This is a genomic window from Streptomyces albidus (ex Kaewkla and Franco 2022) (assembly GCF_013870515.1).
In the GTDB taxonomy this organism is placed as follows: Bacteria; Actinomycetota; Actinomycetes; order Streptomycetales; family Streptomycetaceae; genus Streptomyces; species Streptomyces albidus.
This window is the reverse complement of record NZ_JACBXA010000051.1, coordinates 15,541-29,872: the sequence shown is the minus strand read 5'-3', so window position 1 is coordinate 29,872 and position 14,332 is coordinate 15,541. Positions and strand designations below refer to the sequence as shown.

The window sequence follows — 14,332 nt, the reverse complement described above, 5'->3', positions numbered from 1 at the left end:
AGGGCTCAACTCGCGGAGGACATCATGGGTCCCACCGTCGTCACCGAACCCGAGGAGCCCTCCGATGAGTACGAAGCCCGCGCGCGTCCCTCTGGTCTCGCTCAGCTGGACGGACCATGTGACGGGCCACCAGGGCTACTTGGTCATCGACCGCCTCGTGCGCGGCGTCTCCAGCGGAGGGCTGCGCATGCGCAAGGGCTGCACCCTGGACGAAGTGGCCGGCCTCGCCCGCGGCATGACGATGAAGGAAGCTCTGCACTACGACCCGCAAGGCCGCTACATCCCCCTCGGCGGAGCCAAGGGCGGCATCGACTGCGACCCGCAGGACCCCGAGGCCTACGGCGTCCTGGTGCGGTATCTGCGCGTCATGCGGCCGTACATCGAGAACTGCTGGACCACCGGCGAAGACCTCGGCCTCACCCAGGCGACCGTCGAAGCGGCAGCGGCCGAGGCCGGTTTGAGCACCACCATCCAGGCCGTCTACCCGCTGCTCGACGACGAGCGGACCGCACGGCGACGGCTCGCGGACGCCTTCGCCATCAAGGTGGACGGCATCGGGCTCGACGAGCTCGTCGGCGGCTGCGGCGTCGCCGAAGCGGTGCTCGCCGGCCTCGACAGGGCGGGAGCCGCGTACGAGGAGACCCGGGTCGCGCTCCAGGGCTTCGGCACCATGGGCGGATCCGCCGCGCGTTTCCTCTCCCTGGCCGGGTTGAAGATCGTCGCGGTGGCCGACGCCAAGGGGACCGTCGCCAATCCGGCCGGGCTGGACGTGGAGAACCTCCTCGCGGCCCGTGACGAGTACGGGGCCGTGGACCGCTCGGCGTTGGCGCCCTCCGACACCGAACTGCCGGGCAGCGCATGGCTGTCCACGGACGCCGAAGTCCTGGTGCCCGCCGCGGTGTCCTACGCGGTCGACACCGTCAACCAGGCCCAGATCACGGCCCGTTGGGTGGTCGAGGCGGCCAACATGCCGGTGCTGCCCGAGGCCGAGGAACGCCTTGCCGCGCGGGGGATCACCGTCATGCCGGACGTCGTGGTCAACTCCTGCACCAACGCCTGGTGGTGGTGGACGCTCTTCGGCGACATCGGCGCGGACGCGGACGAGGCGTTCGCACACGTCCGCCGCTCGATGCGGGCCTTGATCGAGCGGATGCTGGCACGCGCCGAGACCGACGGCATCAGCCCCCGCGCGGCGGCCCACGCCATCGTGGACGACCGGCTGCCCGCCATCGCGGAGCGGTTCGGGTGGTACGGGGTGTGACCGGTGAGCCGGTCAGCGGCGGGCCGGCCGGGGGTGCGGAAGACGCGCCTTCAACCGTGAACAAGGCCTCGACCGCGCTTCGTTGACGACAGCGGGGTGGTTGCACAGAGGGCCGTGCCCGCCGAACGGCGGTCGGGGGCACGTGAAGCACGTGCCCCCGACCCGCCGCCCGTCAGGGACTCAGGCGCTGCAGTACTCCTCCTCCTTGCCGATGGAGCGGTACATGCAGTCGGCGTTCTCGATCAGCTGGAGCACCGCGTCCCGGTTGCGGCTCGTCTCGCGCTCGATGACGTCGTCGGGCGGGTAGAAGCCGCCGCCTCCGAAGCCCGTCGGATACATCTCGAAGGTGTAGGCGAAGACCTTCTGGTCGCCCCACAGCCAGTCGTCGATCGACCCGTCCGTGATGTAGAGGTCGCTGGACTGCTCGGCGGTGTAGCCGTTGCTGGCGCCCATCTTCTCGCCGACGGCGGCGAAGGCGTCACGGTCGTCCTGCGTGAGGCCCTCGGCGGTGTCGTCGTAGGTCCATCCGAAGGGCCAGAGCACCAGTTCGCTGTAGGTGTGGAAGTCGATGGCCGCCTTGATCTGCTGCTTGCCTCCGACCACACGGGAGCGTGCGAAGTCGGCGACTACCTTCACCTCCGGAGCGGACTCGGCGGACGCGCCCCGGTAGGTCTCGGAGCCCGGGCTGCCGGAGGAGCCGCCGCAGCAGCCGAACTTGTAGTCCCAGTTGCGGTTCAGGTCCGTACCGACGGAGCTGGAGCCGGAGTTGGGCTGCCGGTTCTTACGCCAGCTGCGGTAGTCGCCGGAGGCGATGTCGTACTCGCCGCCGTCCGGATTGAGGTCGGGGACGATCCAGATCTCGCGGCCGTCCACGGCCTTCTTTATCCGGTCGTCCGAGTCGTAGTCCTCGCCGAACTCGCGCATCAGGTAGAGCGCCATCTCGACGGTGAGGTGCTCGCGTGCGTGCTGGTGGTGGGTGAAGAGGATTTCGGGCTCGTCCTCGTCGGTGCCGACGTTGTCGCTGATCTTGACGGCGATGAGGTCCCGGCCCTCGTGGGACTTGCCGATGACCTGCTTGCTCATGATCGAGGGATTCTGGGCGATGCGCTGGTCGATCTCGTCCATCGCTTCGGCGTAGTTGTGGTAGCCGGAGTCGTCGGGCGGGAAGTCGCCGGGCGTGCGGGCCTTTCCGCCGGTACGGGCGGGGGGACCGGCCAGCTTCTTGAGCGTGTGCCCGAGTTTGCGCAGCTTGCGGGCCTGAGCTGCGTCCGCGCTGACGACCACCGAGTGGTCGTGGACCTCGTCCATCGCGACGCCGGTGGCGGCGACCGCGGTGCGGTCGGCGACGCTGGAGGGCCCGTGGATCTCGTACTGCCTGATGTCCTCGTCGACGGTCGCGGTCGACGGCCGGTCCGGGGGAGAGGCGGTGGCGTTGGTGCTGGCGGTGAGCGGCGCCGCGAGTGCGAGCGCCAGCAGGGCGGCGATGGTGGTGGATCGTTTTCGGATGCTGGGAAGTCGCATGGCAACTCCTGGATCGGGAGTGGGGGGCGCGCCCGGAAGCGCGCGGATGGCGTCCGCGCGCTTCGGGTCTGGCGATGCGTGAGTCGTGCCCGGTCCCGGCTCGTTGGGCGCAGTCGTGGCTGCGTCCACCGAGCCGGGTGCCGTCCGCAGGGTGGGGAGCGGGGTGCTCCTCACCCTGCGGACGTCGGATCAGAACAGGCTGTGGAGGAGCAGGTTCGGGGAACCGGTCATCGGGTCCTGGACCTTGTCGCTCGTGGCGTTGGCCACGAGAGCGTCACGGACCTCGGTGGGGGAGGCGTCCGGGTGGTCGGCCAGGTAGAGGGCGGCGACGCCGGCCGTGTGCGGCGAGGCCATGGACGTGCCGCTGATGGTGTTGGTGGCGGAGTCGTCGGTGTTCCAGGAGGACGTGACGTCCACGCCGGGGGCGAACACGTCAACGCACGTCCCGTAGTTGGAGAAGGACGCGCGTGTGTCGGTGTTGTCGGTGGCGCCGACGGTGATCGCTTCGGTCACTCGTGCGGGGCTGACGGTGCAGGCGTCCACGGGACGGCCGATGAAGTCTCCGTTGCCGGCGGCGAGGGCGTAACTGACGCCGGAGGCGATGGAGTTCCGCACGGCGCCGTCGAGTGCGTCGCTGGCGCTGCCACCGAGACTCATGTTGGCGACGGCGGGCTTCACGGCGTTCGCGGTCACCCAGTCGACGCCCGCGACCACACCGGCGACGGTGCCGGAACCGTTGCAGTCGAGGACGCGGACGCCGACGACCGAGGCGCCCTTGGCCACGCCGTACGTTGCCCCCGAAGTGGTGCCCGCGACGTGAGTGCCGTGCCCGTTGCAGTCGTTGCCGTTCTGGCCGTCGCCCACGGTGTCGGTGCCGATGGACGCCCTGCCGCCGAACTCGCTGTGTGTGGTGCGCAGTCCGGTGTCGATGACGTAGACGTTCACGTTGGACGCCGTGGTGTTGTAGGTGTACGTCCCGCTCAGCGGCAGGTCCCGCTGGTCGATGCGGTCGATGCCCCAGGTGGCGTCGGGCTGGGTGTCGCTGGCCGTGACCTTCGAGTCCTGCTCCACGGAGGCGACCCGGGGGTCGGCGGCCAGCTTGTGCGCCTCGCCCTTCGTCATCTTCGCGGAGAAGCCGTTCATGACTTCTCTGTAGACGTGTGAGACCTGACCGCCGTTTCTCCGGGCGATGTCACCCGCGACGGAGCGGGACGACTCGGTGCCGTCCTTGAGGGTGACTATCCAGCTGCCGGGGACCGCTGTCGCGGAGGGGGCCAGCTGGACGTCGGCGGTGGGGGGTGTCGCGCTGTGGGCCGGGGAGCCCGCCATTTGCATGCCTGCCAACAGCAGAGCTGCTGGGACAAGAGTGCTCAGACGGCGCGTGACAGAACGCATGTAGTGCACCAGACCTTTCCTGAACCGGATCTCGGAGGTGTGCGGACCGGGCTGCTGCATGCCTCGCCCAGGGCAGGGCGCGGTGCGGCACGCAGATGTGCGTTGGGTCAGGTGGTACGTGGGGCAACTGGGACTGTTTCCCGCTGAGTTGATCCGGCCCGCCGTCGAACTGGGCGCCGCTGTTCCTCACGGGTGGGGTCGGGAACACCGGGGCTGGTGGGGGGCGCGCCGAAGCTGTCAACAGGTGTTATGGAAGCTGTTACCCAGCTGCTGAGAAGTGTGCTGGCCGCCGGAGACCGCGTCAAGAGCCTTGTGCGGTAAGGGATTTGACATGACTTGACGGACAGGGCGCATGGCCGCCCGCGCAAGGGGTGGCGGACGCGGTCTTTCTCTACACGCCTTCCAGGGCGGCCAGTCCGCGCCTGTAGATCGCCGCGGCCTCTTCCGTGCGCCCGGTCCGCAGCAGTTGGTCGCCCAGGAGACGGCAGGTCCCGATGGCTTCGAGCGTGGCGCCGACCAGCAGGTATCGATCGATGGCGGAGCGGAACAAGGCCTCCGCCGCAGCGGTGTCGCCCCGGTCGGCGGCGATCCGTGCCTCGATGCGGTCCAGTTCGGCTTCCTGCTCCGGGTCCTGGCGGCCCGAAGCCACGTCCCGGCACTCGGCGACGAGGTCGGCGGCCTCCGTGGACCGTCCCAACTTGCGTACGACTTCGGCCAGTTCGGCCGTCGTGTTGATCCGGCGCTGAACGGCGCCGGTCGCACTCAAGATGTCCCGGGCCTCACGCAACTGGTCCTCGGCCTCCGCGAGCCGGCCGCGGCGCGCGGTGAGGAAGCCGTGGGCGAACCGGCACATGCCCACTTCCGTGCGCAGCCGCAGATGTTCGTACAGGGCCGTGGCGCGCACGATCGTCTGCTCGGCCTCGTCGTACCTGCCCTGCGCCACGAGCACCCGGTTGATGTGGTAGTAGCCCAGGGCGAGTACGTCGGGGGCGTTCACTTGCGGGGCCTGCTTCAGTGCCGCGTCGGCGACCGCCCCGGCCCGGCGCAGGTCGCCCCGTTCCACATGCGGGAGGCCGCAGGCGGCGAGCAGTGCGAACTCCGCCGTCGGCTGTGACGTACGGACCGCCTCGCGCAGGTGGTCCTCGACGACGGTCAGAGCGTCGTCGATGGACCCGCCGGCGAACAGCGCCCAGACCCGGCCCATCAGCGTGGGAAGCCGCTCGACCAGGGGCCGGTCGTGCAGCAGCGAGTCGGCCTCCTCGAACAGCGCGGCGCCCGCGCCGGGGTCTCCCCCGTGGCGGGCCACGAGGCCCAGGCCGTACCGGCCGAGCGCCCGCATTGTCCGGTCCTTGTGCTGCTCCGCCTCCGCGCACAGTGCTTCGTAGAAGGCGGAGGCCCGCTCCGTATCGCCGTCGGACAGCGCGACGCGTGCCTCGGCGGCCTCTGCGAGCAAGGTGCGTCGTCGGCCGGGGGGATAGCCGAAGCAGAGGTCTTCGAGGTCCGTGCCGAGCTGGGTGGCGAAGTGCGTGGCCGCGGCAGCTGAGGGGGTGCGCTTGCCTCCCTCGATCGAGGACACATACGCCCTCGTGAACCGGTCACCCGCCAACTCCGTTTGCGTCAGGCCCTGTTGCACACGCAGTTGCAGCATCCGCGGACCGATCCCCGCCACATCGGCGTCGACGGGGAACGAGGGGTCGGACATGCGGGTCACTGTAGGCCACCGCTGACACGGCATCACTGCGTCCTGCCAACTCGGGATCATGACCGCGTGCGGACCGGCCCTCCGGGCCCTCGGGGGGCCCGGTCGACGTCACACAGCCGTAGGTGCCTCATCGAGGGGAATGACCCGCGCGGTGGCGGACGCCGTGGCGACGGCCCTGTCGTCGCCGTCGTACAGAGACGCTTCGAGGAACGCCAGGTCCTTCACCCTGTGCACCACGCGCCCCCTGCCGATGAAGCGGCCCGGAGCGACCGGCCGCAGGAAGCTCACCTTGAACTCCAGCGTCGACTGGAACTGATCGGGTTCGAGGGTGGCGAGCAGCGCGGGGCCCACGGTGTCGTAGAGCATCGCGGCGACGAAGGCCCCCAGGACGTTGCCGACCGGGTTGGTGAAGTCCTCCGTCGCCGTGAACGCCAGCTCGATCGTGCCCTCTTCGGCGTCGGCGGTCCTGAACTCCGCCCCCAGGGTGGCTGCCGCACGCGGAATCGGGGAGCGCCCCAGCGCCGCGTCCCAGAACGGTCCAGATCGCTCAGACATGGCGGGCCCTTCGAGTGCAATTGCAGAGTTTGTTACGTTTACGCCCATTCTGTACGAGAGTTCCCAAATGGGACGGCGGCGTCGACACGTCCGGATCCGGGCGGACGGAACGCGGCACGGCAGGACCGACAGCGGATCATGCGGCTGCTCCCGGGTTCACGAACGGAACAATCGCATGGCAGGGTGGCTGCCGGCCGACAGCACACTCCTGCTCAGCGGCAACGTCAGCCACCGGCAGACGGGCGTCGCGGCGGGCGGCCGCTGTCACCGCACCGCCCTAACGCACGACGCCACCTCGACAGAGCGAGTCGCACCCATGAGCATCCTCCGCAAGATGCCCGTCCAGCATGTTCTCGACCGGAGCCGGCAGAACACGCTGAAACGCAACTTGTCCGCGATCTCGCTCGCCGGGTTCGGCGTCGGAGTCATCATCGGCACCGGCATCTTCACGCTGGTGGGCGTCGAGGCGAAGGAGCACGCCGGTCCGGCGGTCGTCGTCTCCTTCCTGGTCGCCGGTGTCGTCGCGGCGCTCGCGGCGCTGTGCTACGCGGAGTTGGCGTCCGCCGTCCCGACCGCGGGAAGCGCCTACACCTACGCCTTCGCCACTCTGGGCGAGCTGTTCGCCTGGATCATCGGCTGGGACCTGCTGCTGGAATTCGCGCTGGGCGCCGCCGTCGTCTCACGCAGCTGGTCCGGCTATGTGGCCAACCTGCTCGGTCTGCCGCCGGAGTGGTTCGGTGAGCAGGCGACGGTCAACATCGGCGCGGTGATCATCATCGCGGTGCTCACGGTCGTGGCGGTCGCGGGCATCCGCGAGTCCTCGCGCCTCACCAACCTCCTGGTGATCGTCAAGGTCTCGGTGTGCGTGTTGATCATCGTCGCCGGGCTCTTCTTCGTACGCGGAGCCAACCTCCACCCCTTCGTCCCCCCGGCGCAGCCTTCCGATGCCAGCGCGAGCATCGTCGACCAGCCGCTGATCCAGGCCGTGGCGGGCCTGGAACAGTCGGTCTACGGCTTCGGAGGCGTGCTCACAGCCGCCGCGGTCGTCTTCTTCGCCTATACGGGATTCGAGGCCCTGGCCAACCTGGGCGAGGAGACCAAGAACCCGAAGCGCGACCTTCCGCGCGGCTTGCTCGGCAGCCTCGCGGTCTGCACGGTTCTCTACGTGGCGGTGGCGCTGGTTCTGACGGCCATCGTCGACTACCGCAAGATCGACGCGGGCGCGCCGATCGCTGCGGCGTTCGAGTCGGCGGGAGCCCCCTGGGTCGGGGCCCTGGTGGGACTGGGTGCCGTCACGGGCCTGACGTCCGTGATGATGGTCGAGCTCGTCACTCTCGGACGGATCGGCTTCGCGATGAGCCGCGACGGCCTGCTGCCGCCCAAGCTCTCCGAAGTCCATCCGCGCTGGCGCACGCCGCACCGGATGACCATCGCGATCGCCGTACTCATCATGCTCCTGGCCGGGTTCATCCCGATCGCCGAACTGGCCGACATGGTCAGCATCGGCGCCCTGTCCGGATTCCTCATCGTGGCCCTGGCGGTCCCGGTCCTGCGCCGGCGCAATCCCGACCTCGAAAGGCCGTTCCGCGTACCGTTCTCGCCCGTCCTGCCCGTCATCACCGCCCTCGCCTGCCTGTACCTGATGACGAACCTGGACGTCTTCACCTGGCTGCGGTTCGGGGCCTGGCTGGTCCTGGGTCTGGTGATCTACTTCTGCTACGGACGGCGGCACTCCGTCCTGGCGAGGCGAACGGAAGACGCCGACGCGGGCAAGTGAGCGGCGACGGCCGGGCCTACGCGGTCCTGCCGCCGGGCTGAGGTTCCAACCGGCCGCACATGCCGTGCCGTTGGCGCTCCGTCCGCCGAAGAGCCGTTGCGAGCACGGCAGATGGCGACGTGAGCCCGGAACGTCGCCGCGAACCTCGCCGTCCTGGGCCTGTGCGTGTTCGTCGCGGTCGGCCGCCCGGTCTTACGGATCAGGCCGTTCGCTCTCCCTGGCGACGCGGAGGAACTCCCGCGCTCCAGGTAGCCGCGTGCGCAGGAGGCTCTGTGTGGCGCGGCTGTCGAGGCGGACGTCGAGTGCTCCGGGCAGCAGCGAGTCCGCCCGGCGCCCGGCGGGCAGCCGGGCTGCGTCGAGTCCGGCGCGTCGGGCGATGAGGACGCCGAGGTCGTGACGGCTGAGGGCGTCCGCCCCGGCGAGGTGGAACATTCCGGCCCGCTCGGACGTGGCGAGTTCGCACAGAGCGGCGGCCAGGTCCTCGACGTGCACCGGGCAACGCACGTCGTCGGTGAACAGCGCCCCGTCGCTCGCGTCCGAGGCCAGGGCGTGGACCATGCGCTCGTGCACGGACCGGCCGTGTCCGATGATCAACGACGTGCGCGCGACGGCAGCCGCAGGTGCCAGGAGCCGCACAGCGGTTTCGGCAGCGGCCTTCGCGGCGCCGTACGGGGTGACCGGGTCCGGCAGGCAGGCCTCGTCGTAGTGGACCCGGGCACCGGAGAACACGGCGTCGCTGGAGACGTGGACCAGGCGGCAACCGTGTTTCACGGCGGCCATCGTCACGCGGATCGAACCGTCAGCGGTGACGGCCCAGTCGCTGTGCCCGCTGGATGCGTTGACGACGGCAAGAGGGGCGGCTGCGGCCAGTACCTCGTCGATGCGCTCGGGGACGCGAAGGTCGAGACGGTGCCACGAGACTCCCGGAACGTCGCCGGTGCGGGAGTTGTACGTCGCTGCCGTCTCCCATCCGGCGGCCACCGCCTGACGCACCAGTTCCGCTCCCAGGAACCCGCTGCCGCCGATGATCAGGATCCTCATGGACCCATACGGTAGGGGAGTCCGGCCCAGGCCTCTCCGGGCATCCCTCCGCCGCTGCGGCCTCCACGGCGACGGCATTCGCATCGCCATGGCCGGTCGCGCGCCTGCGCAACCCCGCTCTTGCCGGGAGGGGAGTGCGCTCCTGTGCAGTACGTTCGGTCGCCATGCGGATCACGAAGTACACCCACGCGTGCGTCCGGCTGGAACACGACGGCCGTGTGCTGGTCATCGATCCCGGGACGTGGAGCGAGCCGGCAGCCTTGGCCGGTGCGGACGCAGTGCTGGTGACTCACGAACACACCGATCACATCGACGTCCTCCGCCTCGCAGGGCTCGACGTGCCGGTCTACGCACCGTCCGGAGCACACATCCCGCGCCTGGAGACCGTCGGAGTGTCCGCCGGCGCGGAACTCACCGTCGCCGACTTCCACGTGCGGGCGGTCGGCGGGCGCCATGCGCCCGTCTACGGCGGCCTGCCGGACTGCGCGAACCTCGGCTACATCATCGATGACGCGGTCTACCACCCCGGTGACTCGCTGCACGTGCCCGACGAGCCGGTCGAGACGCTCATGGTCCCGGTCCAGGGGTCGTGGCTGAAGACCGCCGAGGCGATCGATTTCGTCAAGGCGGTCGCACCACGACGGGCGTTCGCGATCCACGACGCCCAGATCAACGAGCGTGGCCTCAGCAGCGTCAACGGCTGGCTCGCAGAGGAGGCCGAGGTCGGTTACCGGTATCTGAGGCCCGGCGAATCGGTCTGAGCGCGTGAGGGCAGCTGTTGGGGGAGCCCCGCAGCGGCGAAGGGCGACGTGGATCGGCAGATGAGGTGCGGGCTTCGGTCGTTCAGCCGGTGAGGGCTCCGGCGCGTTCCGTCCCGTCCGTGGCCGATCGGCGCTCCAGAGCGTCGAGTTGGCGGTCGTGCAGCTTGCTGAGGAGCAGGAGCGACGTCGTCGCGCCGACGAGGGCGAGGAACATGTCCCACTGGCTGTCCCATACGTCGCCCTGGGTGGCGAGGAAGTCGTCCGCGCCGGAACCCCCGATCAGCGCCGCCCACCATTCGATCAGCTCGAAGAAGGCACTGAAGGCGAGGCAGCCGCAGACGACGAGCGGGGCGAGCCAGCGGCTGCCGCGCAGGGGTGAGCGCCTGACGAGGATCTCCCTCCACAGGACCGCGGGCACGAACCCCTGCACGAAGTGGCCGATCCGGTCGTAGGGATTGCGCGCCAGCCCGAGCCACTCCTGCAGCCACTCACCGACGGGCGTGCGCGCGTACGTGTAGTGGCCGCCCAGGATGAGGACCAGGGCGTGCAGCGCCAGCAGGCAGCACAGCAGTCCGGTCAGGGGGAAGCGCCGCCAGGTGAGGATCGCCAGCGGAATGCCCAGGACGACCCAGAAGGTCTCCATCAGCCAGGTGACGCGATCGGTGGGCGCCAGGCCCGAGATGATCAGTGCGGCGGTCACCACGGCGACCAGTGCGGTCGGCAGGGAGAGGCGGCCGCGCGGCATCGCACGCGAGGTGGAGGAGGACATCTGCACCGTTCCGAGAACTGCTGTGGGGGGCACCCCGCGGCGCTGCGCACCGACGGGGCCCTTGGGCCCACACCATTCCGAAGCGTCGCCGGACCGGGCAAGAGTAGTGCCTACTCAACTTCGCCCCGGGCTCGTGGCCCGCAGCCCTTCCGCGACGGCCCGAGGGTGGGCGGCACGCTCGCGGAGGGGGCGTCGGCGCAGTGGGTGTGAGACGTCTCGCTCAAGCCGTACCCGGTTCCTTGGAACCGCATCCGGCGCACGCTCAAATCGAGCTCAATAGGATCCTCAATTCGCCCTCAAATCCTCTGGAGTTTCCTTAAACCGACCTCAAATCGGGGTAACGATCCGGGCAACCAGCGACGAGAAAAATGGGCGAGCGTGCCGACTATGGGTGGTTCTCCCTGTGATCCCGGCCACAATCCCCGGTGGAACTCGCCGCGACGGCCGTGGTAGATCTTCACGATCTCCTGCACGGCGGTATTCCTGACGTGCAGAAGAGCTGTGCCGGCCGATGGCCGAGGCACTCCATCTAATCGCGGGGAACCGGATCCGGCCCGATCGGAAAAGCGAGGGCCGGACGTGGAGAAGGGCACGGACTCAATGGTCTCGGTGGAGAACAGGCAGCCTGAGGGTGTCGGAGAGGCCGCGAGCGGTCAATCCGAAGAGGGATACGAGCGCGGTCTCGGCTCACGTCAGGTTCAGATGATCGCGATCGGCGGCGCCATCGGCGTCGGGCTTTTCATGGGAGCCGGAGCGAATATCGCGAAGGCCGGCCCCAGCATCATTCTCATGTACGCGCTCGCGGGTGTGGTCATCTTCCTCATCATGCGCGCGCTCGGTGAACTTCTCCTCTACCGGCCGATATCCGGTAGCTTCGCGGAATACGCCCGCGAATTCATCGGGCCCTTCTTCGGGTTCGCCACGGGCTGGACGTACTGGCTCCTCTGGGTCGTCACGGGCATGGCCGAACTCACCGCCGCGGCGATCTACATCCATTTCTGGTTCCCGGTGATTCCGCAATGGGTCAGCGCGCTGGTGTTCCTGGTGGTGCTCTTCGGGGTCAACCTGATCTCGGTCAAGATCTTCGGCGAGGTCGAGTTCTGGTTCTCGATGATCAAGGTCACGGCGATCGTCGGCATGATCGTGATCGGGCTCGGTGTGCTCACCCTCGGCTTCTCCGAGGTCGGTGACACCGCCTCGGCCACCAACCTCTACGCGCACGACGGCGTCTTCCCCAACGGCATCGGATCCAGCCTGATGACGCTCCAGGGCGTCATGTTCGCCTACCTCGCCGTCGAACTCGTCGGCGTCACCGCGGGTGAGTCGGAGAACCCCGAGAAGACCCTCCCCAAGGCGATCAACACGCTGCCCTTGCGGATCGTCTTCTTCTACGTCGGCTCGCTGGCGATCATCCTGGCGGTCGTGAAGTGGACCGAATTCTCGGAGGGCGAGAGCCCGTTCGTGCACGCCTTCTCCGAGATGGGCATCCCGCTCGCTGCCGGGATCGTCAACTTCGTCGTGCTGACGGCGGCGCTGTCGTCGTGCAACTCCGGCATGTACTCCACGGGCCGCATGCTGCGGGACCTCGCGTCCAACAAGCAGGCGCCGAAGATCTTCGGCCGGCTCAACTCGCGCAAGTCGCCCGCCTTCGGCATCACCGCGTCCGTCGCGCTGATGGGCATCGGAGTCGTACTCAACTACCTGGTGCCGGAGAAGGCCTTCGGCTACGTCACCTCGGTGGCCACCGCGGCCGGCATCTGGACCTGGATGATGATCCTCATCAGTCACATCCGCTACCGCCGTGCCCTGGCAGCGGGCGAGCTGCGCCGCTCGCCGTTCCCGGCGCCCGGCGGAGCGGTGGCGAGCACGATCGCGCTGCTCTTCCTGGTCATGGTCGCGGGCTTCATCGCCTACGACCCGGAGGCCCGGGTCTCCCTCTACGTCGGCGCGAGCTGGGCCGTGCTCCTCGTGGGCGGCTGGCTCAAGCTGAGGGGCGGCGAGCAGCAGACGGACGCGCAGGGCCAGGCGGTGGAGTCGGAGGCACGCGCCGCGGACCGCTCATCCGTGTCCAAGTAGGGGCATCGACACCTGAGTTCGGCTCCTCCGGGCCGTGACGCACTTCCATCGCGCGTCACGGCCCGGAGCCGGTCCGGCCGTTTTCCCGCCGCCGCCTCACAGCTCGATCAGGTCGGCGGCGCCGTGCGTCAGCACACGCGTACCGGTCTCCTCCACGAGGAACGTCTGGCTCAGGCCCACGCACCTGACTCCGAACGACCTGAACGAGGCCGGTACGTGGAAGGCCATCCCCGCACGCAGCGGTTCGGGGTTGTCCTTCGTGATGTAGAAGGAGCCGGTGTCCATCCAGTGCGGCGGATGTGCGAGGCCGACGGGGTAGCCGAGCATGTGATGGAAGACCTCCTCGTCCCCCAACGGGCCGATCTCCTTGAGGCATTGCTCGGCGACCTGCGAACAGGGCACGCCCGGCTTGGCGTTCTCGAGCACGGCGGCGAGCGTCGTCTTCGCGAGTCCGGCCAGCCGCAGGACCGCCCGCGAGGGCCGGCCCTGCACGAGGGTTCTCATCACCGGCGCGTGGTAGCGGTGGCAGGCGCCTGCGAACTCCAGGAACGTCGTCTCGTCGCTGAGCCGATCGCCCTTCCACGACGAGTGCGGAATGCCGCTGCGTGGCTCGGTGACGACGAGCGGCCCCCAGGCGGAGGCCGCGTTGGCCCCTGAAAGCAGGGCCTGCGAGATCCGCCCGGCGACCGACGCGTCGGTGGCGTCCGGTTCGGCGGCGGCCAGGACGGCCGCGTCCACGCCGCGGCGGGTGGCCTCCGCCGCCTGCTCCATGCAGCGGATCTCGGCGGGTGAGAGCACCAGCTTGAGGTTCTCGACGAGGAACTGGCCGTCCACCAGGTCGAGTTGGCTCTCGCCGAGCAGGCCGATCATCTGCGGCGGCGTCGAGGTGTTCCCGAACTCGATGGCGAGCCGGGCCCGTTGAGGCAGGGTGCTGACCACGTGCTCCGCGATCAGTTGCGACTTGTTGCGGGTGTTCGCGTAGCTGCAGTACAGGACGTTTTGGACGTCGGAGCTGGCGAGCGCGCGTCCGACCTCGAGGTCGAGGACGTAGAGGTAGGTGTCCTCCGGCGTCACGAGAAGCGGCTGCGGTGCGGTCTCCGCCGTGTGATAGCCGCACAGGTACTCCACGGCCGACGGCCGGAAGACGAGGATCGCGTCCGCGTCGAGGGCGGACAGCCGTTCGCGCACTCGCGCCATGCGGTCCGCGTACTCGCCGGAGGGGAAGGGCAGCGGCTCGGCGGCTCCCACCGTGCGGATGTTCTCGGGCGTGAGCCAGGGCGGCGTCGCGGCGTCCCCGAGACCCATCAGATTCTTTTCCGACGCGGATCCGGCCTCGAACGCCATCGGCCCACGGTCCTTTCTCCACCTGCTTGTCGGTCCCGGGCAGAACCTCGTGCAAAGGGACCACGGCGCAATCGGAGAGGTCAACCGTTGAATTAGCCGGAGGCGGCTGTTACCGTCCCGCCGGTAAGTC

Annotated in this window: 11 protein-coding genes; 4 read left to right on the top strand and 7 right to left on the bottom strand. The window is 69.2% G+C overall.

Annotated elements, in window-relative coordinates; genetic code table 11:
- Window positions 1-64: 64 nt before the first annotated feature.
- Window positions 65-1,261, top strand: coding sequence for a Glu/Leu/Phe/Val dehydrogenase dimerization domain-containing protein (locus H5J26_RS11315; protein WP_181765659.1), 1,197 nt, complete (start codon window positions 65-67; stop codon window positions 1,259-1,261).
- Window positions 1,262-1,441: 180 nt separating this feature from the next.
- Here the strand turns inward: H5J26_RS11315 and H5J26_RS11310 are convergent, their stop codons facing one another.
- The 4 genes from H5J26_RS11310 to H5J26_RS11295 form a co-directional block, all read right to left on the bottom strand.
- Window positions 1,442-2,782 carry a M14 family metallopeptidase gene (locus tag H5J26_RS11310; protein ID WP_181765658.1) on the bottom strand — a complete coding sequence of 447 codons (1,341 nt, stop codon included), beginning with the start codon at window positions 2,780-2,782 and terminating at the stop codon, window positions 1,442-1,444.
- Window positions 2,783-2,971: 189 nt separating this feature from the next.
- Window positions 2,972-4,186, bottom strand: coding sequence for a S8 family peptidase (locus H5J26_RS11305; protein WP_419183778.1), 1,215 nt, complete (start codon window positions 4,184-4,186; stop codon window positions 2,972-2,974).
- A gap of 382 nt (window positions 4,187-4,568) precedes the next feature.
- Entirely contained in the window at window positions 4,569-5,879 is a 1,311-nt protein-coding gene (locus H5J26_RS11300) for a tetratricopeptide repeat protein (RefSeq protein ID WP_181765656.1), read from the bottom strand.
- A gap of 108 nt (window positions 5,880-5,987) precedes the next feature.
- Window positions 5,988-6,434 carry a PaaI family thioesterase gene (locus tag H5J26_RS11295; RefSeq protein WP_181765655.1) on the bottom strand — a complete coding sequence of 149 codons (447 nt, stop codon included), beginning with the start codon at window positions 6,432-6,434 and terminating at the stop codon, window positions 5,988-5,990.
- A gap of 175 nt (window positions 6,435-6,609) precedes the next feature.
- On the opposite strand from H5J26_RS11295, the gene H5J26_RS11290 reads away from it, so the two are divergent.
- On the top strand, window positions 6,610-8,211 hold the full coding sequence (locus H5J26_RS11290) for an APC family permease (protein ID WP_235980621.1): 1,602 nt from the start codon (window positions 6,610-6,612) through the stop codon (window positions 8,209-8,211).
- A gap of 192 nt (window positions 8,212-8,403) precedes the next feature.
- Here the strand turns inward: H5J26_RS11290 and H5J26_RS11285 are convergent, their stop codons facing one another.
- Window positions 8,404-9,252, bottom strand: coding sequence for an SDR family oxidoreductase (locus tag H5J26_RS11285; RefSeq protein ID WP_181765654.1), 849 nt, complete (start codon window positions 9,250-9,252; stop codon window positions 8,404-8,406).
- Window positions 9,253-9,416: 164 nt separating this feature from the next.
- Here H5J26_RS11285 and H5J26_RS11280 point away from each other — a divergent pair, with 164 nt between their 5' ends.
- Window positions 9,417-10,013: an MBL fold metallo-hydrolase gene (locus H5J26_RS11280; RefSeq protein ID WP_181765653.1), complete on the top strand. Its 597-nt coding sequence runs from the start codon at window positions 9,417-9,419 to the stop codon at window positions 10,011-10,013.
- Window positions 10,014-10,095: 82 nt separating this feature from the next.
- Here the strand turns inward: H5J26_RS11280 and H5J26_RS11275 are convergent, their stop codons facing one another.
- Window positions 10,096-10,782 (bottom strand): DUF2238 domain-containing protein, encoded by a 687-nt coding sequence (locus H5J26_RS11275; RefSeq protein ID WP_181765652.1) that lies wholly within the window; start codon window positions 10,780-10,782, stop codon window positions 10,096-10,098.
- A gap of 600 nt (window positions 10,783-11,382) precedes the next feature.
- Between H5J26_RS11275 and H5J26_RS11270 the strand changes: the two genes are divergently transcribed.
- Window positions 11,383-12,858 carry an amino acid permease gene (locus H5J26_RS11270; RefSeq protein WP_181765663.1) on the top strand — a complete coding sequence of 492 codons (1,476 nt, stop codon included), beginning with the start codon at window positions 11,383-11,385 and terminating at the stop codon, window positions 12,856-12,858.
- Between the two features lie 96 nt (window positions 12,859-12,954).
- Here H5J26_RS11270 and H5J26_RS11265 read toward each other — a convergent pair whose 3' ends face one another.
- On the bottom strand, window positions 12,955-14,202 hold the full coding sequence (locus tag H5J26_RS11265) for a M24 family metallopeptidase (RefSeq protein WP_181765651.1): 1,248 nt from the start codon (window positions 14,200-14,202) through the stop codon (window positions 12,955-12,957).
- Between the last annotated feature and the right edge of the window lie 130 nt (window positions 14,203-14,332).

Excerpts from the sequence above, each read along its gene's own strand:
- H5J26_RS11315 (WP_181765659.1), top strand. The coding sequence starts at position 65 with ATGAGTACGAAGCCCGCGCGCGTCCCTCTGGTCTCGCTCAGCTGGACG.
- H5J26_RS11310 (WP_181765658.1), bottom strand. The coding sequence starts at position 2,782 with ATGCGACTTCCCAGCATCCGAAAACGATCCACCACCATCGCCGCCCTG.
- H5J26_RS11300 (WP_181765656.1), bottom strand. The coding sequence starts at position 5,879 with ATGTCCGACCCCTCGTTCCCCGTCGACGCCGATGTGGCGGGGATCGGT.
- H5J26_RS11295 (WP_181765655.1), bottom strand. The coding sequence starts at position 6,434 with ATGTCTGAGCGATCTGGACCGTTCTGGGACGCGGCGCTGGGGCGCTCC.
- H5J26_RS11290 (WP_235980621.1), top strand. The coding sequence starts at position 6,610 with ATGGCAGGGTGGCTGCCGGCCGACAGCACACTCCTGCTCAGCGGCAAC.
- H5J26_RS11285 (WP_181765654.1), bottom strand. The coding sequence starts at position 9,252 with ATGAGGATCCTGATCATCGGCGGCAGCGGGTTCCTGGGAGCGGAACTG.
- H5J26_RS11280 (WP_181765653.1), top strand. The coding sequence starts at position 9,417 with ATGCGGATCACGAAGTACACCCACGCGTGCGTCCGGCTGGAACACGAC.
- H5J26_RS11275 (WP_181765652.1), bottom strand. The coding sequence starts at position 10,782 with ATGTCCTCCTCCACCTCGCGTGCGATGCCGCGCGGCCGCCTCTCCCTG.
- H5J26_RS11270 (WP_181765663.1), top strand. The coding sequence starts at position 11,383 with ATGGTCTCGGTGGAGAACAGGCAGCCTGAGGGTGTCGGAGAGGCCGCG.
- H5J26_RS11265 (WP_181765651.1), bottom strand. The coding sequence starts at position 14,202 with ATGGCGTTCGAGGCCGGATCCGCGTCGGAAAAGAATCTGATGGGTCTC.